This window comes from Desulforamulus aquiferis (assembly GCF_030577015.1).
Taxonomy (GTDB): domain Bacteria; phylum Bacillota; class Desulfotomaculia; order Desulfotomaculales; family Desulfotomaculaceae; genus Desulfotomaculum; species Desulfotomaculum aquiferis.
Map to the genome: position 1 here is coordinate 13071 of NZ_JARPTC010000016.1, position 21786 is coordinate 34856.

The 21786-nt window shown below is 41.3% G+C and carries 21 protein-coding genes and 1 pseudogene; 18 read left to right on the forward strand and 4 right to left on the reverse strand.

Features of this window, described 5'->3' with window-relative positions:
* The first annotated feature begins 139 nt into the window (after positions 1-139).
* From P6N53_RS10895 to P6N53_RS10975, 17 genes and pseudogenes are all read left to right on the forward strand, one after another.
* Complete coding sequence (locus P6N53_RS10895) at positions 140-1636, forward strand: ATP-binding protein (RefSeq protein WP_304543031.1); 1497 nt, start codon at positions 140-142, stop codon at positions 1634-1636.
* A gap of 91 nt (positions 1637-1727) precedes the next feature.
* Positions 1728-2099 carry a response regulator gene (locus P6N53_RS10900; RefSeq protein WP_304543033.1) on the forward strand — a complete coding sequence of 124 codons (372 nt, stop codon included), beginning with the start codon at positions 1728-1730 and terminating at the stop codon, positions 2097-2099.
* 285 nt (positions 2100-2384) lie between these two features.
* The gene (locus tag P6N53_RS10905; RefSeq protein WP_304543035.1) at positions 2385-2594 is read left to right on the forward strand and encodes a hypothetical protein; all 210 of its coding nucleotides are present in this window, start codon (positions 2385-2387) and stop codon (positions 2592-2594) included.
* 254 nt (positions 2595-2848) lie between these two features.
* Positions 2849-3031, forward strand: a pseudogene (locus P6N53_RS10910) (IS1634 family transposase N-terminal domain-related protein); the annotation flags it as partial.
* Positions 3032-3212: 181 nt separating this feature from the next.
* Entirely contained in the window at positions 3213-4658 is a 1446-nt protein-coding gene (locus P6N53_RS10915) for an SLC13 family permease (RefSeq protein WP_304543039.1), read from the forward strand.
* Positions 4659-5040: 382 nt separating this feature from the next.
* Entirely contained in the window at positions 5041-5544 is a 504-nt protein-coding gene (locus P6N53_RS10920; RefSeq protein ID WP_304543041.1) for a Na+/H+ antiporter subunit E, read from the forward strand.
* Positions 5537-5806, forward strand: a complete 270-nt coding sequence (locus P6N53_RS10925) for an MrpF/PhaF family protein (RefSeq protein WP_304543043.1) — start codon at positions 5537-5539, stop codon at positions 5804-5806. The genes P6N53_RS10920 and P6N53_RS10925 overlap by 8 nt, the downstream gene beginning before the upstream one ends.
* 31 nt (positions 5807-5837) lie before the next feature.
* The gene (gene mnhG / locus P6N53_RS10930; RefSeq protein WP_304543045.1) at positions 5838-6230 is read left to right on the forward strand and encodes a monovalent cation/H(+) antiporter subunit G; all 393 of its coding nucleotides are present in this window, start codon (positions 5838-5840) and stop codon (positions 6228-6230) included.
* A gap of 36 nt (positions 6231-6266) precedes the next feature.
* On the forward strand, positions 6267-6827 hold the full coding sequence (locus P6N53_RS10935; RefSeq protein ID WP_304543047.1) for a DUF4040 domain-containing protein: 561 nt from the start codon (positions 6267-6269) through the stop codon (positions 6825-6827).
* Complete coding sequence (locus P6N53_RS10940; protein ID WP_304543049.1) at positions 6824-7294, forward strand: Na(+)/H(+) antiporter subunit B; 471 nt, start codon at positions 6824-6826, stop codon at positions 7292-7294. Before P6N53_RS10935 ends, P6N53_RS10940 begins: the two co-directional genes overlap by 4 nt.
* The gene (locus P6N53_RS10945) at positions 7287-7646 is read left to right on the forward strand and encodes a cation:proton antiporter subunit C (protein ID WP_304543051.1); all 360 of its coding nucleotides are present in this window, start codon (positions 7287-7289) and stop codon (positions 7644-7646) included. The genes P6N53_RS10940 and P6N53_RS10945 overlap by 8 nt, the downstream gene beginning before the upstream one ends.
* Positions 7639-9159, forward strand: coding sequence for a monovalent cation/H+ antiporter subunit D family protein (locus tag P6N53_RS10950; protein ID WP_304543052.1), 1521 nt, complete (start codon positions 7639-7641; stop codon positions 9157-9159). The genes P6N53_RS10945 and P6N53_RS10950 overlap by 8 nt, the downstream gene beginning before the upstream one ends.
* Before the next feature lie 13 nt (positions 9160-9172).
* A complete protein-coding gene (locus P6N53_RS10955) occupies positions 9173-10645 on the forward strand; it encodes a monovalent cation/H+ antiporter subunit D family protein (RefSeq protein ID WP_304543054.1) in 1473 nt (490 codons plus the stop codon).
* A 53-nt stretch (positions 10646-10698) separates the two neighbouring features.
* Positions 10699-10944, forward strand: coding sequence for a hypothetical protein (locus P6N53_RS10960; RefSeq protein ID WP_304543056.1), 246 nt, complete (start codon positions 10699-10701; stop codon positions 10942-10944).
* Positions 10937-12715, forward strand: a complete 1779-nt coding sequence (locus P6N53_RS10965; protein ID WP_304543058.1) for a Na(+)/H(+) antiporter subunit D — start codon at positions 10937-10939, stop codon at positions 12713-12715. The genes P6N53_RS10960 and P6N53_RS10965 overlap by 8 nt, the downstream gene beginning before the upstream one ends.
* A 32-nt stretch (positions 12716-12747) precedes the next feature.
* Complete coding sequence (locus P6N53_RS10970; RefSeq protein WP_304543060.1) at positions 12748-13131, forward strand: universal stress protein; 384 nt, start codon at positions 12748-12750, stop codon at positions 13129-13131.
* A gap of 623 nt (positions 13132-13754) precedes the next feature.
* Positions 13755-15215: an SLC13 family permease gene (locus tag P6N53_RS10975; protein WP_304543062.1), complete on the forward strand. Its 1461-nt coding sequence runs from the start codon at positions 13755-13757 to the stop codon at positions 15213-15215.
* A gap of 54 nt (positions 15216-15269) precedes the next feature.
* Here the strand turns inward: P6N53_RS10975 and nrfD are convergent, their stop codons facing one another.
* Genes nrfD through P6N53_RS10990 form a run of 3 tightly spaced genes read right to left on the reverse strand, consistent with a single transcriptional unit; the run spans position 15270 to position 18792 of the window.
* Positions 15270-16403, reverse strand: coding sequence for an NrfD/PsrC family molybdoenzyme membrane anchor subunit (gene nrfD, locus P6N53_RS10980; RefSeq protein ID WP_304543065.1), 1134 nt, complete (start codon positions 16401-16403; stop codon positions 15270-15272).
* A gap of 22 nt (positions 16404-16425) precedes the next feature.
* On the reverse strand, positions 16426-17202 hold the full coding sequence (locus tag P6N53_RS10985; RefSeq protein ID WP_304543067.1) for a 4Fe-4S dicluster domain-containing protein: 777 nt from the start codon (positions 17200-17202) through the stop codon (positions 16426-16428).
* A 24-nt stretch (positions 17203-17226) separates the two neighbouring features.
* On the reverse strand, positions 17227-18792 hold the full coding sequence (locus tag P6N53_RS10990; protein WP_304543068.1) for a [FeFe] hydrogenase, group A: 1566 nt from the start codon (positions 18790-18792) through the stop codon (positions 17227-17229).
* A gap of 550 nt (positions 18793-19342) precedes the next feature.
* Here P6N53_RS10990 and P6N53_RS10995 point away from each other — a divergent pair.
* Complete coding sequence (locus P6N53_RS10995) at positions 19343-20485, forward strand: cache domain-containing protein (RefSeq protein ID WP_304543069.1); 1143 nt, start codon at positions 19343-19345, stop codon at positions 20483-20485.
* A 320-nt stretch (positions 20486-20805) separates the two neighbouring features.
* On the opposite strand, the gene P6N53_RS11000 is transcribed toward P6N53_RS10995, so the two are convergent.
* A complete protein-coding gene (locus tag P6N53_RS11000; protein WP_304543071.1) occupies positions 20806-21723 on the reverse strand; it encodes a LysR family transcriptional regulator in 918 nt (305 codons plus the stop codon).
* Between the last annotated feature and the right edge of the window lie 63 nt (positions 21724-21786).

Genomic DNA, 21786 nt, shown 5'->3' on the forward strand with positions numbered 1-21786 from the left:
ATAAAAACAAAAGAGGGTCAACTAGCTACACCCCTAAGCTGAATGAAAATATGCAATTTTTTCTATGGGGTAGTTCATTAATATGTTAGAATGGTTATTACTATAAAACTATTTAGATTTATATTGGAGGAAGAGAATCATGTCTGGATTTTGGCCAAAGAGCTTTCGATTCCAGGTCGTGGCGATAGTTTCTATACTATTATTGGTTCCGGTCATGATTATGGCTTTTGATATTGCATATATATCTAAAACTGATGATGTCTTGGTTCAGGATCTTGAAACAAAACTAACACGTATTGTTGACAGAATGAGTTCCCAGATACAGAATCAAGTTGAGGAACAATTAGAGGAGAGGCCCGAAGTGAATCTGTCCCAGACCCTGGTAAACGCCTTTGAAGATGCTACCGAGCCAATTTTAGATATAAATAAAGGGGTAAGGATTGGGTTATATGTCGTTCAGCAGGACGAGATTTATATTAGGGGCTATTTGCATGACAATCGGCCTCCCGGTGGAGAAAGTCCTAATACCCGTGAGCAGAGAATCTATAATGAGACGGCTGCTGGCATCAAGGCCGCTGTGGCCGGAGGGCTTCCAATATCGAAATTAGGAAAAACATGGGATGATAGATTTCTTGAGTACTTGGTGCCTATAAATGTTGACTCCAAGCTGGTGGCTGTTGTATGGGCCCAGGAGAGAATGCACCCGGTTTTTGCTCAAAGTGCTAAGGCCAGGCAAATACTTTTGGTATTTACCCTGATTGTATTTGGTTTTGGGGTTGGGGCCACTATATTTTCTGTTTTATCATGGGTTAAAAAGGTAAGTAGAATTAAGGACGGGCTTATGAGCCTGGAAAAGGATCTGAACAATTCTTTGCCGGATATGTCAGGTGAAATGGGCCAGATAACAAAGGCTATTAATAGGATGGCAGCTAATCTCTCGGAAAAGGAGCATATGGCAGAACAATTGCGACGTTCAGAATATTTATCCGAACTGGGGAGGTTTGTGACGGACATTGCCCATGAATTAAGGAGTCCGGTTAGCATTATCCAGACCACCGTCGATCTAATGGAACCGAGGGTCAAGAATCAGTCGGACTTAAAAGAGTGTGTAGAGATGATTCAAAAACAATTAGACCGCCACAGCCGACTTACCACTGAACTACTGAACTTTGGCAGCCCCACTCAAGTGAAGATGGACCCCTTTGATCTGAGGGAGTTGGTAAGAACCGTAACCGCACAAACAGAGCAATTGCTTAGGAAGAGTAATATTGAGCTTAAAGTTGTTACTAGTAATATTTTACCTAATATTAGGGGCGACCAAGAAAAGTTGACCCAAACCTTTATAAACTTAATCATTAATGCTATCCAAGCTATGCCAAAGGGAGGAACGCTAACTATCGAAACCTTTGTGGGTGAAAATACTGCCTGTGTTGCATTTTCAGATACAGGTGAGGGAATAAAGCCTGAAGATATCTCAAAGATATTTCAACCCTTCTTCTCAAAAAAAGCCGGGGGCAGTGGATTAGGGTTAGCCATAAGTAAAAAAATAGTGGAGAGCCATGGGGGAACCATGCAGGTAGAGAGTATCCCAGGTAATGGAGCTAAGTTCACCCTTTGTTTTCCTGATTATCAATAAAACTACATAATATCATAATTAATGAATTGTGTAAAAAGCATATTGACTGCCGGTTGTGTGTAGACTAAATAATGCAAGGAGGTACTGGTGAATGCCTGGTAATAGAATATTAATAATAGACGATGAACTTGAAATGCACTGGGCTTTGGAGAAGGGGCTGGCCCAGGAAGGCTACCACATTGTTAAGGCTGATAATGGTGAAGATGGTCTGAGGATATTGTCTGAAGAGAATATTTCAGTAGTATTGTTAGACTATAAAATGCCGGGCATGACCGGACTTGAGGTATTAGAGGAAATTAGACAGAGATGGCCTGAGCTGCCGGTGATATTTATGACAGGGTATAATAGTATTACTACGGCAACGGATTCAATGGCCAAAGGAACCACCGCCTATGTATCAAAGCCATTTCGTTTGGATGATTTAAAGGTGACCTTGCGGAGGGCCTTGGGTTCAGAGCTTTAGAGCTTTTATTTATGCTGGCAATTAACTTTAGATTTGATTGACAAAAAAGAGGATATTTGATAATTTTCAAGCAAGATTACCTTTGGCCGAATCGAACAACGATAGGCTTTTAACCTTGCAATTTGCAGGGGAATTAGCCTATTATTTTTTTGTTTTACAAACTTAACAAGGGCATTTATATCTATAGATTATGAAATACTAATTGTGATTTCAGCTAAGAGAATACAAGGTTTTGACTGCGGCACAAGCTAACTTCCAAGGCGGTGCTTCAAGGAGGTTCCAGAGATGGCAGAAGAACGGAATGCACGGGGATTAAGCAACAAAGAAAAACAATTAATTTTATTTATTCGTGAACTCAGTTGGGGCGATATGAAGATTAGAGTAGAGAATGGTGAACCTGTTCTTATATATGAGGCAGTAAAAACAATTAGGCTTGATGATAAACCCCTTAAACCTAAAGTTCAGCGCCAAAGAAAACCAGAGGCTGGTGACTAACAAGTATTTAATTATAATTATTAGGAATAATATAGCTAACTAATTGACAATATAAATTTAATTTGGTACCTTTCATGCATAGTAAAAAATTAATGGCTGAATCGAACAACGATAGGCCGATTTAATCTTGCTTCAGATAAGTAAGATTAAATCGGCCTATTATTTTTTGAAATTTGTAGTGCCAAGAAAAATGAAAGTAATTGGTTGCAATAGCCAATTAACAAATAAACAAAAATATAGGGAGGGTGACGCCTATGTTTTTCCGCAAAATAATAACTCGCGTCAACGGTAAGGAGTATGCATACGTAAAGCTTATTAAGAATTACAGAGAAGATGGAAAGGTCAAGCAAAGAGTTGTAGGTAACCTTGGGAATATTGAGGATTTAACACCCGAAAAGATTAATGATTTAGTCAACGGCTTGATGAGGATTTGTGGTCATGAACAGAAAAAGTGTGCCTGTGGGAAATGAGTAAAAGTATTTAAACCTTGGTATGGAAGGGGGTGGACACCAAGGTATCTTTTTTGGAGGACTAAGTGATAAATAGAACAAACCAGTTAATTATTAATAATACTTATTCTTTTAAGGTGACTATATTCTGGAACGGGGGGTTATGATAGTGCAAAAAGCAGGGGAACTTGCAGTGGAAAAAGCTGAACATGGCATTGAAATCCAAGGCCCCGGCCCCACTTTGCAAAGAAAATTGTTTTTGCTAGGTTTGGCCCTTTTAGTAGGTGTTTTAGTTTACATGATTCCAACTCCAGAAGGATTATCTGCCAAGGGTCATATGTATCTATCCCTACTGGCGGGTCTTTTGGTTTTATTTTTAACTGAGCCTATTCCATTGCCTATGGTAATGGCTACCTCCGGTTTAGGACTTATTATTTTGGGTATTGATGATGTTAAGACGGTATGGGCAGGCTATGCCAACCCTGTTGTGTTTTTTGTTCTTGGCTGTTTAATGGTTGCCATTATTGCCGAAACCGTGGGACTTACTGATAGGCTGGGAAATCTTATTTTAAGATATACTGGAACCAATGTGGTTAGATTTTCATTTATATCCTGTATGGGTCTGGGTTTAGCCTCTGCCATTATGCATGATATTGCTGCTGCTACCATTGGAATAATGGCTATGCTGCCCTTAATGAAGGCCGCCGGTATTCATCCGGGCAGTAGAACAGGCATATTCTTAATGATCGCCCTTCCCTTCAGCTGCTCGGCCGGTGGAATGGGGACTCTGGTGGGCGGTGGCAGAAATATGGTATCAGCGGCGTTCCTAAAGGATATTACCGGTATAGAAATTAGCTTTATTGACTGGGCCATTTATGCTTACCCTGCTGCCATGTTGGCAATTCCTGCCGTATGGTTAGCTGTGTTCCTGGTATTCCGGCCGGATAGAACGATACACTTTAAGCCCTTAACTGAAGAGCAGCTGGCAAAGAAACCCTTTACTGCTAAAGAAATTAAGGCTTTAGCTGTGGTAGCCCTTGTTTTTGGGGGATTTTTCACGAAGAATTGGCATGGTATGGATTACTCTATAGTAGTTATAACTGGAGTTATCTTAATGCTTGTTCTTGATTTGATTCCGTGGAAACAGCTTGAAGAAAAGACTGAGTGGGCAGTATGTTTTATGGTCTTTGGTGGCGGCATTGCCCTTGGTACTGCTATGGGGTCCAGTGGTGCTGCGGAATATTTGGCAGCTCAGTTATTTCCGCTAGTTGAAGGCAAGGGTTGGTTGGTGCTGTTTGTAGGATTAGGGTTCTTCGCTGCTGTGCTTACAAATTTGATGGCCAATGTGGCAGCAGCTGCACTGATTTTGCCCATTGCTATCCCCATGGCACAAATGAGCGGCATCAACCCGGTGATAGTTGCCATGGCTTTAGGAATGTACACTTCCTTCGCCTATCTTCTTGTTATTGGTTGTCCGCCTAACGTAGTTGCCTATAGTTTCAATTATTTTAAGGCGTCTGATTTAATGAAGGCGGGTATAGTGGCTTTGCCCGTGGGGGTAATTATTATGGCTATCATTGGCATGACTTGGTGGAAAATTATTGGTTTAGTATAAAAATGTAATATACTAAAAAAAATAACCTCAATTATAAGCTTGCTAAAATTGAGACAAGTAAATATGAAGCCCCGGGAATTACCGGGGCTTCATAATAGTCTAGGCATAACTGTCGAATAGTTGTCATAATTTTTTTTATAGAACGTAGTGACAAAAACCTTTGTCTTCCTATCTTAATAGATGTAAAAAGGAAAGGGTTGCTTATAAAACGAAAATACTATAGTATAATGTGAGGGTTTTTTTTGGTGGAATATACAATAGGGGGGATGCTTTTGGGGAGAGGTATTTCTAAGAATACTATTGCCATCAACAAAAAAGTTAACGGAAAATATTCTGGCGCAAGTGACAAAAATAACAAAAAAATTGTGAGTTGAGGGGAAATATGCTTAGTTTTTTACTAACTGCGATTTTAATGTTTGTATTTTGGTTTAGTTTATCCGGACAGACAATACCACTATTGCTAATACTAGGGGTAATATCCAGTTTACTGGTTGCCTACTGGTCACATGATTTGTTAATAGGCAAGATGGAGAAGGGACCAGACATAGGGAGAATCTTCCGTATGATTAAATATATCCCATGGTTAGCCTGGCAGATTGTATTGTCCAACTTGCATCTAATATACCTTGTCCTGCATCCCAAAATGCCCATTGAACCAACCATAGTGAGATTTAAGCACGATTTAAAGACCGATATGGGTATCACACTTCTTGCTAACTCCATTACCTTGACTCCTGGTACAATTACAATAGATGCTGATAGGAATGAATATATAGTTCATGCAGTATCAAGTAAAACTGCCCAGGATTTGTTGTCAGGTGATATGCAGGCAAGAGTTAAAGAAATTGAGGGCGGAACGAAGGAGATGAGTAAGCAGCATGGGTAATATGTTTGAAATTGCAACAGTCACTATAGTCTTAGCTGCAGTTCTCGTCCTTTACAGAGCAGTGGTAGGACCGTTTGTTTTTAACAGGATTATGTCAGTAAACTTCTTTGGTACAAAAACAGTAGTAATCCTGGTCCTGGTGGGTTTCATGTACGGTAGACCTGATGTCTTTTTAGATATTGCAATTGTTTATGCTCTGATTAACTTTACGGCTGTTTTGGCCTTTCTAAAGTATGTCGAGTCTGGCCGTTTTGACAGGTGATAATAATTACTAATCAACAGGATGGGGAAATATGGATATAGATATTCGAATAATTTTTACAGGATTATTCCTGGCTTTAGGATGTTTCTTATTACTGGTTGCATCCATTGGGGTAATCAGATTTCCTGATTTCTTTTCCAGGATGCATGCGGCGGGTAAGGCCGATACCATGGGACAGTCCTGCATTTTAATTGGACTAATCATTTACTCAGGATTTAACCTGGTGAGCCTTAAACTGCTTATTATCATGGCTATGATTTATGTCATTAACCCTACTGCCACCCACTACTTGGCCAAGGCAGCCTATATGAAGGGTGTAAAACCATGGGAAAAGGGCTGCAAGTATGGGGAGTCAGACCCATTTGGTGTATCCTGTGACACTAGCGTTGCCGGTAAAAAAGCCAAAGTTAAGGCAAAAAGGTAATGGTTAACACAAAATCACGTTTATGGAGTTGAAGGTATGATTGATATAGCCATTCCGCTTTTTCTGGTGGTTTGTGGCATTGCAGTACTACTGGTAAAAGATTTAATGAGTTCAATAATGATTTTTTCAGTATACAGCCTGGTTATGGCTATTGAATGGGTTCGCCTTAATGCTGTTGACGTGGCTATTACCGAGGCAGCAGTGGGGGCAGGCATCTCCACGGTACTTTTTATGGTTGTTTTAAGCCGTACAAAATACGTGGACGAGGGCAAGAAACCCGTCAGTATTCCAGCCCTTTTGGTTGCCGCTGCAGTAGCAGCTATTCTCCTGTATGGAACCGCCGATCTTCCCAATTTGAGGGATCCTAATATTGCGCCTAGTGCCCATGTTGCACCTTATTATTTGGAGAAATCCTATGAAGAGACAGGTATGATAAACGTTGTTGCAGCAATTCTTGCTTCATACAGGGGTTATGATACTTTAGGTGAAACTGTAGTGGTTGCCACCGCCGGTTTTTGTCTGATTCTACTTCTAAGGCAGCTCAGAAAGGGACGGAGCACAGGTGATTCGGAGGAAAGGACGGGCTCACGTACATGAATAAACATGTAAACCAAATGGAACCGGGTCCGGCCGGTGCCGAACAGGATAGAGACATTATTAAGAAAACAGTAACTAAGTTATTAATACCTTTTATCCAACTCTTTGGGCTGTATGTAATAGCGCACGGAGAATTGGGACCAGGCGGAGGCTTCCAGGGAGGTGTTATCCTGGGAGTTAGCGTAATAGTTTACTGCTTGGTATTTGGCCTAAAAGAAGGTCAAAAGAGAATGTCTATCAAGACTAATGATCTCTTGGTTTCCTCGGGAGCATTGATTTATGGTGGTATCGGCGTTTTAGCACTGATCTTGGGCGGGAACTACCTTGAGTATCGGGCCTTGCTCCCTGATCCTAAGCTAGGTAGCCATTATGGAATACTAGGTATTGAAATAGGAGTAGGTATGACAGTTGCCGCGGTAATGATTACACTATTCTATGAAACGGTAAGGCGAGATGACAATGATTGAACTATTAGCAAAATATAATTATTGGATTGTAATAATCCTGTTAACAGTTGGGTTATACGGAGTAATGGCCAAGCAGAATTTGATCAAAAAGATCATTGGACTTAACGTCTTTCAAACGGCTGTTCTTCTGTTTTTCGTATCCATGTCCAAAATTGAGGGTGGAACCGCGCCTGTCCTCTTGAAGGGACAACATCTATACGATAACCCCCTTCCTCAAGTATTAATGCTAACCGCCATTGTGGTGGGTGTGAGTATTACCGCTGTGGCCCTGGCCATTGTAATGTTAATTTACAAGGAATATGGGACCATTGAAGAAGATCAAATACTGGAGATGAACAAGCATAATGATTAAACATTTGCCAGCTCTGTTAATAGTGATACCCCTGCTGGCTGCGATTATTACCCCCATCGTTGGCCGAATAAACAGGGTGTTAAGTTGGTATGCCGCGACCATAACAACATTCATATGCTTTGCTATCTCCCTTTCGCTTTTGCAAACTGTATTGGATCAAGGGAGTATAAGCTACTGGATGGGTGGCTGGGAGCCGCCCTGGGGTATTGAGTATGTAATTGATTATCTAAATATTTTTGTATTGCTGATCGTTTCTTTTATGGCTTTTGTTGGAGCCATATTCTCCAAGAACAACATTAACATTGAAATTGACGAAGATAGAAAACCTATTTTCTATGGGGTGTACCTATTATTTGTAACCGGCCTGATGGGCATGGCTGCAACAGGGGATATTTTCAATATCTATGTGTTTTTGGAAATCACATCTATATCAGGATATGCCCTTATAGCTATAGGCAGAAAGCGTCAAGCTCTGTTTGCAGGGTTTAACTACCTGGTAATGGGAACCATAGGAGCTACCTTTTTCCTTCTAGGTATAGGCTATCTGTATTTAATGACAGGGACCCTAAATATTGCTGATCTGGCAGCTAGACTGCCGGAATTTTATCATACCAAAGCTATCTTTACAGCTTTTGCCTTCCTCTTAGTGGGTCTATGCATTAAGTTGGCACTTTTCCCTGTGCATATATGGTTGCCCGGTGCCTATGCCTATGCTCCATCAACTATCAGTGCGGTTATGGCTGCAACAGCTACTAAGGTAGCAGCCTATGCATTAATTCGTGTAATGTTTACCCTGTTTAACCCAGAATTTTATGCCCAGGTTCCTTTTAACATTGAGTATACGTTACTTTTCTTCTCGGTAATTGCCATTTTGGCAGGGTCTATTATTGCTCTGGCACAGACAGATATCAAGAAGATGCTGGCTTATTCCAGTGTGGGGCAGATAGGCTACATTGTACTGGGTATTTCACTCATGAGTGTAACTGGAATGATTGGCTCACTGATGCACCTGTTAAACCACGCTATGATGAAGGGAGCTCTCTTCCTGGTGGTAGGTGCGGTAGTATACAGAACAGGTTATACCAGTATAGAAGGCTTCAGAGGACTTGGTAAGAAAATGCCCTTCTCAATGGCGGCCTTCACCATCGCTGCCCTTTCTATGATTGGTGTGCCCCTTACTGTAGGATTTGTCAGCAAGTGGTATTTAGCGGTTGCTTCCATTGAAGTCGGCATGTGGTGGTTGGTGCCCATTATCCTAATTAGCTCACTGCTTACCGCAGCTTATTTCTGGAGAGTAATTGATAATATTTGGTTTAAGTGTGCACCGGGAGAAGAGACTCATGAACGGGGACACGGACATGATTGCCACCATGCACCTATTAAATCAAATGATGCTCCTGTATCCATGTTGATACCTACAGTTACAGTGGCTGTATTATGCATAGTTTTCGGTGTCTTTGCCTATGCACCTGTTTCCCTTGCAGAAAAAGCGGCCGTGATTCTTTTAAAGTAAAGAGGTGATAAACTTGGAAATAATCGAATCAGCAAGGCCGGGATTAGCAGTTCTTGTTTCACTGCTGGCAGTAATATTGATAGGTGTATCAGGTAGGTACCCTAACCTTAGGGAAGGATGGACCATATTGGCCTCCCTAATTAAATTTGGCCTTGTAGTTTCAATGCTTCCTACAATATTGGAAGGCAAGGTAATTGAGTATCATCTAGCTACAATATTACCCGGTCTTGATTTAGCCTTCAAGGTTGATGCCCTAGGCATGACCCTTGCCCTAACTGCATCTTTTCTATGGATTATTACCTCGGTTTATGCCATTGGCTATATGCGGTCTCTGGATGAGCATGCTCAAACAAGATTTTTTATGTGCTTTGCCATTGCCTTATCCGCAGCCATGGGTGCAGCCTTCGCGGCAAATATATTTACACTATTTGTGTTCTATGAGGTAATCACCGTAAGTACCTACGCCCTTGTTGCCCACGAAGAAACTCCGGCTGCCATCAAAGGTGCGAGAAGATATCTAACCTACTTGCTGGGTACATCGATATTATTCTTTTTACCGGCAATGTTTTTAACCTATAACTATGCAGGTACTTTGGATTTTGCAAGCCATGGAATACTGGCCGGGACTGCTCCTAATGCAGTTATAGCCGTAATCTTTGTCCTTTTTATAGCTGGTATAGGTAAAGCCGGCATGATGCCCTTCCATCTTTGGCTGCCAGCTGCCATGGTCGCGCCTACTCCGGTAAGTGCCCTTCTGCATGCAGTGGCAGTTGTTAAGGTGGGCGTATTTACGGTTCTTCGTATTGTCCTGTTTGTATTTGGTGTTGATTTGTTACAGGAAATCGGTCTTGGTACATTATTAGCTTATTTTGCATCCTTCACCATCATAGTTGCTTCCATAATAGCCCTGAGACAGGATAATTTAAAACTTCGTTTGGCATACTCCACAGTGAGTCAGCTATCTTATATTGTTCTCGCGGTGGCATTATTAACACCAAGCGGTATTACCAGCAGTATAATACACATTACCATTCACGCCTTTGGTAAGATTACTCTCTTTTTTGTAGCCGGAGCAATTTACGTGGCTACGCATAAAAAGTATATTAGCCAAATGAATGGGATAGGCAAGAAGATGCCGTTTACCATGGCAGCCTTCACAGTGGGGGCCCTGTCCATGATAGCTGTACCGCCGGTTGGCGGGATTGTTAGTAAGTGGTATCTTACACTTGGGGCAATTGAAGCAGACATGCTTCCTATCCTTGGGGTAATTGTGTTAAGTACTTTATTAAACGCGGCTTACTTTTTACCCATAATCTATGCAGCATTCTTTAAAAACCCGCCGGAAGAGGATGGGCAGGGAGTACAGGAGGCTCCACCTATGGTAGTTGTTCCATTGGTTCTAACTGCAATTGGAGCAATCACACTGTTTTTCTACCCGGCACTGCTGCTGGATCTTGCCAAAATGGTAGTGGCCCTCGTGGTGTAATAGTGAAAAAGTAACCGTAAATAGGGAAGACAGGGGGGCAAACAGGAACGAAAATGAATAAAATTGTGGAATATTTCGAAAGACCAGAGGTTGGGAAAGCAGTTCGCTATATATTTTATGCCAGCCTGGTGTTACTTCTTATAGCCGAATTATTTATTGAGAAGCACCCATATTTTCATTGGGCAGCCTTTCCAACCTTTTTCGCAGTCTATGGTTTTTTCGCCTGTGCAGTAATCATTGCAGTTTCCAAACTGCTGGGCAAGTTTTGGCTACAAAAAGGGGAGGATTACTATGACTAGCTTTCTACCGCCTGCCTTTATATTTATAGCAGGGGCGGCTCTGATTCCTTTCCTTAACGGGAGACTCAGGCAGGCATATATGATTCTTCTCCCCTGTCTTGCATTCTTAAACCTGCTCAATATGCCAGAGGGCAATAGCTGGGTTCTGAATTTTTGGGAGTATCAACTAACCTTTGCCCGGGTAGACAAACTTAGTATGGTTTTTGCCTATATCTTTGTGATCATGTCCTTTGCCGGTGCTATATTTGCACTACATGAAAAGGATAAGATGCAGCTTACGGCAGCGTTTCTCTATGCCGGTAGTTCATTGGGTGTTGTATTTGCAGGAGATTTATTAACTCTGTTTATCTTCTGGGAGATTATGGCCTTTGCATCTGTATGCCTGGTGTTTGCCAGGGATACCCAGGCGGCCATTAAAGCAGCCTTCAGGTACATCATGGTACACCTTTTCGGCGGCCTACTGCTGCTAATAGGTATACTGATGCATGTTGCGGAAACTGGCTCCCTGGAATTCAACTTAATTGGTTTAGACGGGTTGGCCTCAGTATTCATCTTGCTTGGCTTTGCATTAAATGCAGCCATTCCTCCACTTTCTGCTTGGCTTACAGATGCATACCCGGAGAGTACTGTGATTGGAACAGTATTCCTCAGTGCATTTACTACCAAGACAGCAGTTTATACCCTAGCAAGGGGCTTTGCCGGTACTGAGATCCTAATGTGGGCTGGTATTACCATGATTATTTATGGTATTGTATTTGCCATCCTGGAAAATGATATGAGACGAGTATTGTCCTACAGTATTATTAACCAGGTGGGCTTTATGATTGTAGGTATCGGAATAGGTACTACCCTGGCCATAAACGGTGCAGCATCCCATGCCTTTGCGCATATTTTGTATAAGGCACTTTTGATGATGTCTGCAGGTGCGGTGCTTTATCTGACCGGCCGAAGTAGGTGTACCGAATTGGGCGGCTTATATAAGACCATGCATTGGACCCTTATATTCTGCCTTGTTGGAGCAGCGTCAATATCTTCCTTCCCGCTAACGGGAGGTTTTACCACCAAGTCAATGATTGCATCTGCTGCGGGACATGAGCATATCACCATTATATGGTTATTGTTAACCCTGGCATCCGCAGGTGTATTCTTACATGCTGGTATCAAGTTCCCTTACTTTGTATTTTTTGCAAAGGATTCCGGGTTAAGACCCAGCGAAAAGGATTTACCTGTAAACATGCTGGTAGCCATGGGCTTCCTATCTTTCATGTGTATCTTAATCGGGGTATATCCCCAGGTATTGTACCAACTTCTTCCGTATCCCGTTGATTATGTACCGTACACCGGGGATCACGTTGTTAGCCAGCTTCAGTTGCTCATGTTCTCGGCCTTAGCCTTCTTCATGCTATTGAAGTACCTCAAGAGAACAGAGACCCTTACCCTTGATACTGACTGGTTTTACAGAAGGGGAGCAAAAATTGTAGTTGCAGCCCTTGCTATTCCAGTATCCTGGACCCATAATAAGCTTGGGTATATTTTCCTGGAGAAAATCCCCAACTTTGTAATTTGGTTTGGGAAGAATCCATTGGGGGCTATCAAGATTGGAGCAGATACCTTGGTTGTATCTATGGTCGGTGGAAAAGAAGCTAAGAAACGGTTAGAGCAAGAAAAGGCGGCTTACCCTGGCGTTCTAAAGCAGTGGTCAATTAGTTCTGCTGTAGCAATTGCCATGGTGTTATTTGCAGCCTACATGATGTTATTCTTCTTTAGGTAAAATGATATTAGGATAACCGGAAGGAGGTCACCATGTATAAATATTTGCTAGCCACAGACGGTTCAGAAAACTCTATGCGGGCAGCCTTGTATTTGCTTGATATTGCTACCACCCATAGAAAGAGTATTGAGGTTACAGTACTAAGCGTACAGGAAGTTGCGGCTTGGTTTACTGAATCAGTTGAAGATGTCAGTCATAAAACAGCTGGGTTATTTAAAAATGCAGGCATTCCTGTTAATACCGTTATCAAAGAAGGAGATCCCGGAGAGGTAATCGCAGAAACTGCAGAACTGCTGGGAGTAGACCATATTGTTATGGGAGTAAGGGGTTTGGGACAGGTTAAGGTAATACTTCTAGGCAGCGTAAGCCAGAAGGTAATACAACTGTGCAAATGCCCTATAACCCTAATTAAATAATTATATTTCCTTTTGATACATTAAAAACCACTGTCCATGAGGGATGGTGGTTTTTTTAGCAAGGATAGAGAAGAATATCACAAACCATAACATCTTGATCTTAAAGTAAAAATTTGATTTTGGAATAGTATATTAATGCTTGCTAATTGACAAAATTAAAAATATATGCTGAACGTTACCTCTAGTATAAAATATAGATTACCTCATTGACAATAATTTTTAAGTGTGATACCTTTCACTCAGATTAGAAAATTAAAATACATATGCTGAATCGAAAAACGATAGGCCAACATCCCTAAATAAAAATGCGGGGATAGTTGGCCTATTTTATTCTAAATTCTGGAGACGGCAGAAACTGAGAAAAAATTGGAGGTGATAATAAATTACTTTACCAATTAGACAATTGTAAAAGTAATTTTCAATGACAGAAAAAACACAAAGCCCTATTAATAAACTACTAAACAGATACCAAATAAAACTAAAGGATAGGGAGGAACTAATATACTGAAAAAATAACTATTAGAAAATAATAATTATATACTTTGTATTTGTGGAAAGTTAAAAAAATCACAAGTTAAGAGAATTATAAATATTAGGAAGCAGATAAGAGAGGAGAAATGTATATGGCAAAGGTTGAAGCTGAACTTCAACTGCAAGGTCATGTGGTTGAAAAACAAGGCTATCCTGAGGCTCCCCAGGGACATTCTATGCAAAGAACTCTATTACTGATATTGCTTGCAATTGGTGTTGGAGTAGCAGTATGGATGTTGCCTACTCCTGAGGGTCTGTCTGAAAAAGGACATACTTACCTAGCACTGCTAGCTGCATTATTAATAATGTTCTTGACAGAACCTATTCCACTTCCGATGGTTATGGCCTCTTCAGGTTTAGCTATGGTATTGCTTGGCATCGAGCAGGTAAAGGTAGTTTGGGCAGGTTATGCTAATCCTACAGTGTTCTTTGTGATTGGCTGCCTGATGATTGCAATTATTGCCGAGCATGTGGGTTTAACTGAGAGACTTGGACGCCTTATTCTTAGGCATACGGGAACTAATATAGTAAAGTTTTCTTTTATTTCTTGTTTTGGGTTAGGTGTTGCCTCCTCTATCATGCATGATGTTGCTGCTACAACAATTGGTATCATGGCTATGCTACCCCTGATGAAAGCGGCAAATATTCATCCGGGCAGTCGTGAAGGTGCATTCCTTTTATTGGCTCTGCCCTTTAGCTGTTCAGCAGGTGGCATGGGTACACTGGTGGGGGGCGGTCGGAATATGGTTTCGGCGGCGTTCTTAAAGGATATCACCGGAATAGATATATCTTTTTTTGAATGGACCCTTTATGCAATGCCTGCCGCTATTTTAGCTATTCCGGCTGTATGGTGTGCTGTTTACCTGGTATTTCGCCCCAATCGCAATCTGCACTTTAAAGAATTGTCTGAAGAACAGAAGGCAAAAAAGCCCTTCACCACAGCAGAGATTAAAGCACTAATAGTTGTGGCTCTAGTTTTCCTTGGGTTTTTTACTAAGGATTGGCATGGCCAGGATTATTCCATAGTGGTTTTTGGGGGTGCAATACTGGCACTAATTATGAGATTAATTAACTGGGAAGAATTAAACCATAAGACAGAGTGGGCAGTGGCATTGATGGTTTTTGGTGGCGGCATCGCCCTAGGAACAGCAATGGGAACCAGTGGTGCTGCAGACTATCTGGCCAAGGAAATATTTTTCCCGCTTATTGATGGAAAAGGCTGGCTGATATTGTTTGTTGGAATGGGAGTCTTTGCAGCACTGTTAACCAACCTGATGGCCAACGTGGCAGCAGCAGCTCTTATTTTACCAATCGCAATTCCTTTAGCACAAATGAATGGTATTAATCCAGTGATAGTGGCCATGGCCCTTGGAATGTACACATCCTTCGCCTATCTGCTGGTTGTGGGATGCCCCCCTAACGTAGTATCTTATACTACAGGTTATTTTAAACCTTCCCAAATGGCAAAGGCAGGTCTGGTTGCTCTACCCCTGGGGGTCCTCATTCTGGCTCTGGTGGCCATGACCTGGTGGAAAGTTATCGGCCTTGTGTAATTAATCCTTAACAGTAAAAGTAAGAACCCCGGGAGGAAATCCCCGGGGTTATATTTATGCTGCAATTTTATTATGGTCATCATGATCAATAATTCGGAAGTTCTCTACAATGAAACAATAGGCAAGTATACCGATGGCAACTAGGCCAATACTTACCGACCACTCCCAAACCGAGGGGAAGTACCAGCCGCCGGTGGAGCCAGACATACCAGTAAAGACTACATTCATCCGGTTTAGAATAACACCTCCGCTGACCAGCAGGCCGTAGATAAACAAGCCAGAACGGGTAGCACCAGCGCCTGTAAAGACAATGAGGATTGGTATTATAACGCCAAGTACTAACTCAGCCAGGAACAAGTTGCCCTCAAGGTTACCGGCAAAGACCAGGTTCCAGACATTGCGGCTGGAAAGGTCAAAAATCTTTAGGGCCAAGTACAGTAACATAAAGTAACCGCCGATCTTTGCTAAACCCCTTAAAACATCTACAGGAACTTTATGATTGTAGGCACGCCCGGCCAAGGTGGATTCCACACAAATCATGGCTGGTCCGACAAAGAATGAGGAGATTAAAAAGAAGTAGGGAATCATTGTAGACCACCAAAGGGGATACAACTTATGCACCGCCACCAGATACAATCCACCTAGGGAAGATTGGTGCAAGGTAGGAAAGATAATACCAATGATTAATAGGAAGGGCATGGCAGATTTAAAGGCATTGTGCCATTTTACACCAACCTTCTCCGTGAAAATTTCTCCAAATTCCAACACCTGAATGGTGGTATAACAGGATACACACCAGAAAACTTCAAATAATACAGAAGTATGACCCCAGGATACAAAGGGCCTCCAGAAATTGAACCACTGGCCAATATCAAGGAATAAGCCTGCCATTACCAGTAAATATCCCAGTAAAGAAGTTAACATGGCACTGCGAGCTATGGCATGGTATTTATCCTTGTGTAAAACATGAACTATAATGGCAGTAAAGTATCCGCCACCGGCCAATGCAACACCTGTAAGAACGTCAAAGCCGATCCAAAGTCCCCAGGGCCATTCATCACTTAGATTTGTGACTATACCTAGCCCGGTGACTAAACGAAAAATTGCTACAACGGTACAAATAATTGCCAAAAGAATCAATAACTTTCTTATGGGAGTCATCTTAAAACTCCAGCCTTGAGTTGCCATTTATATCCCCCCTTATAATATTCTAGGCTTTAATATTTTTGTCTTTAGAAATTTCGTTGCGACGCTTGGTGTAATGGTATAATCCTGTCAATATTACACCCCAGCTAACAGCAACTATAGGTGTGTATTTAAGGAAGTCGTGGGAATAGGTAGATAGGGGAGTGGTTCCAAGATTAGTATTAAAGCCTAACTGTTCAAAGGGAACGTCGGAAATATATAACCAGGATGTACCACCAACTTCTTTTTCTCCATAAACCTCTTTAATGTACCTGCCGTCCTTAGCAATGGTTGACTTAGCCTCAGCAAGGATTTTATCCCTATCTCCAAAGGTAAATACTCCGGCGGGGCAAACTGAAACACAAGCGGGTGACTCACCCCTCTCCACCTTAGTGGAGCACATTTGACATTTAGTTACCAATGGAAAAGCCTTATCCCACTCATATTTAGGAATATTAAAGGGGCAGGCAATCATACAATAGCGACATCCAACACATAGGTGAGGATAGTAGATTACTGGCCCATCCTCAGTTTTCTGCAGTGCCTTGGCAAAACATGCTGAAGCACAGGCAGGATCTTGACAATGCAGGCATTGCTGCTTAACAAATCTAAATACCGGAGTTCCTTCCGGTGATTGAACCATATTAAAATTTACAACGGTCCAATTCTTATCGGTTAGTTTTACTTGCTCTCCTACTGCAGGGCTTGAATCAAATTTTATGTCATTCCACAATTTACAGGCCACAGTACAGCTTCCACACCCTACACACTTTGTTAGGTCAACCAGTACACCCTTTGCCATTTAATTCACCTCCTGAGAATTACATTAAACTTTTTTCTTTGGGGTTAAGTGTTTACTGCGATCTTCGTATTCTGTATGCAGTAATTCATGGGCTAAATGACTGTTTGGCTTCCCTAAGAATTTTTCATAAATCAATGCTACTTCAGCATTTTCATGACTCAGCCGCTTTTTATATATCTGGGCGTCTATTTGATAGGTACTGGCTAAACGGGCCTTACGTATATCATCAGAAGGTGGGAGTGATGTTCTTGGCTGTCCACCTCCACTAATGCAGCCTCCAGGACAGCTCATGAACTCAATAAAATGATACCTGGGAGGAAGTCCCTGGCGTTTATCCTCTCTTAGCTGATCTAAAATAACCCTGGCATTACTCAAACCGTGGGATACCGCCACATTAACCTGACCAACGCCAGGCACTTCTAAGGAGGCCTCCTTAACACCCTGTAGGCCCCTTACGGGTGTGAGGTTAAATAAAGCTTCCGGTGGATTTTGACTTGTAATTAAGAAGTAAGCTGAGCGAACTGCAGCCTCCATAACTCCTCCGGTAGCACCAAAGATTACAGCAGCTCCAGTACCTTCTCCCATAAGGGGGTCATATTTGGCGTCAGCAAGGGCTGTTAAGTCTATACCCTTTCTTTTTATCATGCGGGCTAATTCACGGGTGGTCAGAACTACGTCAACATCTCGCATCTCAGGCTTTCCATCATGATGTCCGGCATCATTCATTTCAGGGCGATTGCATTCATACTTTTTGGCAGTGCAAGGCATTATTGATACAGAAAAGATTTGTTCCGGGTTAATACCCTTTTCCTTGGCGTAATATGTTTTAATTAATGCTCCCAGCATTTGCTGGGGAGATTTACAGGAGGACATATGCTCCAACAAATCAGGGTAAAAGTACTCACAGAATTTGACCCAGCCTGGGCTACAGGAAGTAAACTGGGGCAGTGGAGCAGGCAGATCTCCTGTGACACGACGAACTAATTCTGTACCTTCTTCCATGATGGTAAGGTCTGCAGTAAAATTAGTATCAAATACAGCATCAAATCCAAGCTTCTTTAATGCGGCAACCTGTTTACCTTCAACAATACTCCCTGGGGCCATCCCAAATTCTTCACCCAGGGCAACCCTGGTAGCAGGTGCTGTCTGCACCACTACATGAAGCTCCTTATTCTCTATGGCTGCCAATACTTTATCAATTTCATCCCGCTCGGTAATAGCAGCAGTTGGGCACCATAGTGTGCATTGACCACAATTGACACAGGTAATGTCATCTTTAATTGGTAAATCGTAATAGCCATAAACCGTCTGGATACGTTCACAGACCTCAATGCATTGACCACATAGGATACACTTTTTATCGTCCCTTACTATTGAGGGATTGTAGGGGTCAATGGGTATACGCCCTTTTACCTGAACGGGCCAAGAGCTGGCCACCTGATACTGCTGTGGCAGCCACCCTTTTCCACCAGCTGGTTCCTGACTGCAGCCAGAAATAGTAACTGCTATTCCGGTCAGCCCAACTCCCCCGATCATTTTAAGGAAGCCCCGTCTTGTTACTGACTTTGGCTTTACAGTGAGGTTTTCCATGCACTTTCCTCCTTTATTTTAGTTATTTATTTAAATAGTTTAGGAAAAGGAAAAATGGTCAGAATGTGCGTAATAAGCAACTTCTGACCATTCCCAACGCTGTAATTTTATCCGCACAAGTAGTACGTATTTACCTTGCACCGGGTAGTAATAAATAGATTTGCTAAAGTTATGAAAAGGAGCACAATCACTAACCCTTTATTAAAGGTTATTCTTTGCTTTTGTGAAAATTCCTGCAATATAAAAACTATTTAGAAAGTTTTTTTAAATAAAAATTTACTTAATTATTTTAATTTACAAAACCATTGTCATTGCAATAGAATAGCTAATAGAGATTGACAAAATTAAGGGACTAATTTTGTAATTATTTTTTTAATATTCTAAATTTACAAATTATTGCACAATTGTTATTGTAGTATTAAAATATGGCCGCGGCTAGGTATTTAAAAAATTCATAATTATTTAGTTGAATAATAAAAGAAAGTTATGCAATTCACATAAATTGTGTTAAATATATTGAATTGTTTTAAAGGGGACAGGGAGTGGTCGCATGCAGTCATTAAAACATCAAATTACTGTGCTTGTAGTTGCCTCAACTTTAATATTAGCAGTGAGTATTATGGTTGCCATTGGCATGCAAATAAAAGACACTGCAGTTTTGGCCTGTATAACCAAGGCTAAAAGCGACTTATCCACCGGGGAGGCACTAATAAATTTTAAGTATCCGGGACCCTGGAGGGAGGAAGATGGTTTCCTTTATAAAGGGAACATAAGAATTAACAATAATAATGAAATTGTTGATTATATAAGCAGTTTGACGGGTAATACGTCTACCATATTTTTAGGCAAAACAAGGGTAGCCACAACAGTTAAGAAAGAAAATGGGGAAAGGGCAGTTGGTACCCATGCATCTGAGGAAGTTGCTAAGAAAGTGCTTACTGAAGGGAAGGAATATCTTGGTGAGGCAGAAGTGGTCGGACAGCGATATCAGACGGCTTACAAGCCTTTGCTTGATCAGAATGGCAACATTATTGGAATGTTTTATGTTGGAATTTCTAAAAAGTTTTATGATACTCTGTTTGTAGATTCACTAACCAGAATGGCCCTTATTGGTATAGCCTTGACCATAATGGTTTTCTTTGGAGCAATTTATTTTACAAAAAGGGTAATTACAGAACCCCTTAAACTACTTACTGAAGAGACACAAAAGTTTACAAAGGGGGATTTCTGTTCTCTATATTACCCAACCAAAATTGATAGTAATAATGAAATAGGTGAACTGGCCAGATCAATAAAAGAAATGGGAGAGTGGGTCCAGGCCCTAAATTATCAAATTAATAAGGCTACGCAAATAAATGCACCTGTGGCAAAGCAAATTGCTTCAGGTGCCGATAGTAGCTTTCTCGAAGAGGAATGCAGCAATTGTATTAAAAGGAATGTCAACAGGGAAAAGCAATGGGGGGAGCTATCCAAAGGCTTAAATGAAGTAACACTTAACCAAATTTTAAACTACATGAAAGAAAAGGATTGTAGTCTATCTGCATCGGAAATAGCCAGGGCAGTAAAGCTTACTAAAGTTACCGTACGACGTTACCTGGACTTCATGGAAAGATGTGGAAAGGTAAATGTGGATATGCAATATGGCCCTGTTGGACGTCCTCTAAAATTATATAGGTTGGATATTGAACAGTAGAGGAAAGGTTCTGGCAAAAGCCAGAACCTTTCAGATTGTCGAGAACTACCTATATTCGGGTTTTAATAATCCCTCACGATTCCTCTCTCCGCAGTGGACAGCGCTAATCGCTCTCTTCGGGCAAAAATGGGCCGCCTTCGAGTAAACATCGTGTTTACCTCAGGCTTGCCCGGACGTCCATGTCCGGGCACCCATTTTCGCATCCTCAGCTTCGCGAAGCGCTGTTTCCACTGCTTCGAATGTCGCTGTTCTGGATTATTAAAACCCAGTTAAATCTTTTTCAACAGGCTGAAAGGTTCTGGCAAAAGCCAGAACCTTTTTTAGTCACGATCTTTGAAAATGCTAGCGATTTCCTGTGAATTTATAAATGCTAGGAATGTTTCGCAAACTGTTGATAGTGGCCTTTCTTGATGGAATATTAGGGAGAAGCTTCTTTTTATTTCTATATTAGCTATTTTGCAGGTTTTTACTGTTTTCAATTGTATCTCCTTGGTTACTGCCAACTCTGATAGAATTGTAGCTCCTAATCCTGCCTCAACCGCCCCAATAACTGCCTGGGTATTGCCTAATTCCATTACGGTATTTAATTCCCGGGGATCTAAACCAGCGGCCTTAAGGGAAGATTCCATTACTACCCTGGTACCAGAACCGGGTTCCCTTAGTACAAAGGGGAGGGTAGATAGTTCCTTAAGGGTTAGGCTCTTTTTAATGGCCAAGGGATGGTTGTAGGGTAAAACCACCAGCAATTCATCCCTCATAAAGGGTATATTTTTTATTTCAATATGATCCACAGGACCTTCTATAAGGCCTAAATCCAATTTTTGCTCTAGAATGCGTTCTGCAATATGTTGCGTATTGGTGACCTCAAGGTGTATATCCACTTCAGGATAATCATGGTTAAACATACCCATGATTTTTGGGAGTACATTTTCAGCTATTGTATGACTTGCTCCAAGATATAAATTTCCACTGACCTCTCCCACCAGACTTTGAATATGCTTTTCTGATTGTTCTAAGAGATTCAACATCTCACTGACATAATTATTGAGGACCTCCCCAAAGCGGGTTAACTTAATTTTTTTACTGGAACGATCAAATAATTTAGCACCGTAATGCTGCTCTAATAAATAAACATTGTGATTTATAGTGGGCTGAGATATGTTTAGAATTTTGGAGGTTTTATTTAAGCTTTCATTCTCGGCCAGGAGCTTAAAGACCCTTAAATGCATTATGTTCATTATTATTCACCCTTAGTTTATAATGGTATTATCTTTAATATTTCCATTTTTATATTTTTACTC

What these genes read in the sequence shown, in the direction of transcription:
- P6N53_RS11000 (WP_304543071.1), bottom strand. Translation starts at nt 21,723, where the DNA reads ATGAACATAATGCATTTAAGGGTCTTTAAGCTCCTGGCCGAGAATGAA.
- P6N53_RS10940 (WP_304543049.1), top strand. Translation starts at nt 6,824, where the DNA reads ATGAATAAACATGTAAACCAAATGGAACCGGGTCCGGCCGGTGCCGAA.
- P6N53_RS10970 (WP_304543060.1), top strand. Translation starts at nt 12,748, where the DNA reads ATGTATAAATATTTGCTAGCCACAGACGGTTCAGAAAACTCTATGCGG.
- P6N53_RS10960 (WP_304543056.1), top strand. Translation starts at nt 10,699, where the DNA reads ATGAATAAAATTGTGGAATATTTCGAAAGACCAGAGGTTGGGAAAGCA.
- P6N53_RS10895 (WP_304543031.1), top strand. Translation starts at nt 140, where the DNA reads ATGTCTGGATTTTGGCCAAAGAGCTTTCGATTCCAGGTCGTGGCGATA.
- P6N53_RS10905 (WP_304543035.1), top strand. Translation starts at nt 2,385, where the DNA reads ATGGCAGAAGAACGGAATGCACGGGGATTAAGCAACAAAGAAAAACAA.
- P6N53_RS10985 (WP_304543067.1), bottom strand. Translation starts at nt 17,202, where the DNA reads ATGGCAAAGGGTGTACTGGTTGACCTAACAAAGTGTGTAGGGTGTGGA.
- P6N53_RS10995 (WP_304543069.1), top strand. Translation starts at nt 19,343, where the DNA reads ATGCAGTCATTAAAACATCAAATTACTGTGCTTGTAGTTGCCTCAACT.
- P6N53_RS10900 (WP_304543033.1), top strand. Translation starts at nt 1,728, where the DNA reads ATGCCTGGTAATAGAATATTAATAATAGACGATGAACTTGAAATGCAC.
- mnhG (WP_304543045.1), top strand. Translation starts at nt 5,838, where the DNA reads ATGGATATAGATATTCGAATAATTTTTACAGGATTATTCCTGGCTTTA.
- P6N53_RS10990 (WP_304543068.1), bottom strand. Translation starts at nt 18,792, where the DNA reads ATGGAAAACCTCACTGTAAAGCCAAAGTCAGTAACAAGACGGGGCTTC.
- P6N53_RS10935 (WP_304543047.1), top strand. Translation starts at nt 6,267, where the DNA reads ATGATTGATATAGCCATTCCGCTTTTTCTGGTGGTTTGTGGCATTGCA.
- nrfD (WP_304543065.1), bottom strand. Translation starts at nt 16,403, where the DNA reads ATGGCAACTCAAGGCTGGAGTTTTAAGATGACTCCCATAAGAAAGTTA.
- P6N53_RS10975 (WP_304543062.1), top strand. Translation starts at nt 13,755, where the DNA reads ATGGCAAAGGTTGAAGCTGAACTTCAACTGCAAGGTCATGTGGTTGAA.
- P6N53_RS10945 (WP_304543051.1), top strand. Translation starts at nt 7,287, where the DNA reads ATGATTGAACTATTAGCAAAATATAATTATTGGATTGTAATAATCCTG.
- P6N53_RS10925 (WP_304543043.1), top strand. Translation starts at nt 5,537, where the DNA reads ATGGGTAATATGTTTGAAATTGCAACAGTCACTATAGTCTTAGCTGCA.
- P6N53_RS10950 (WP_304543052.1), top strand. Translation starts at nt 7,639, where the DNA reads ATGATTAAACATTTGCCAGCTCTGTTAATAGTGATACCCCTGCTGGCT.
- P6N53_RS10965 (WP_304543058.1), top strand. Translation starts at nt 10,937, where the DNA reads ATGACTAGCTTTCTACCGCCTGCCTTTATATTTATAGCAGGGGCGGCT.
- P6N53_RS10920 (WP_304543041.1), top strand. Translation starts at nt 5,041, where the DNA reads ATGCTTAGTTTTTTACTAACTGCGATTTTAATGTTTGTATTTTGGTTT.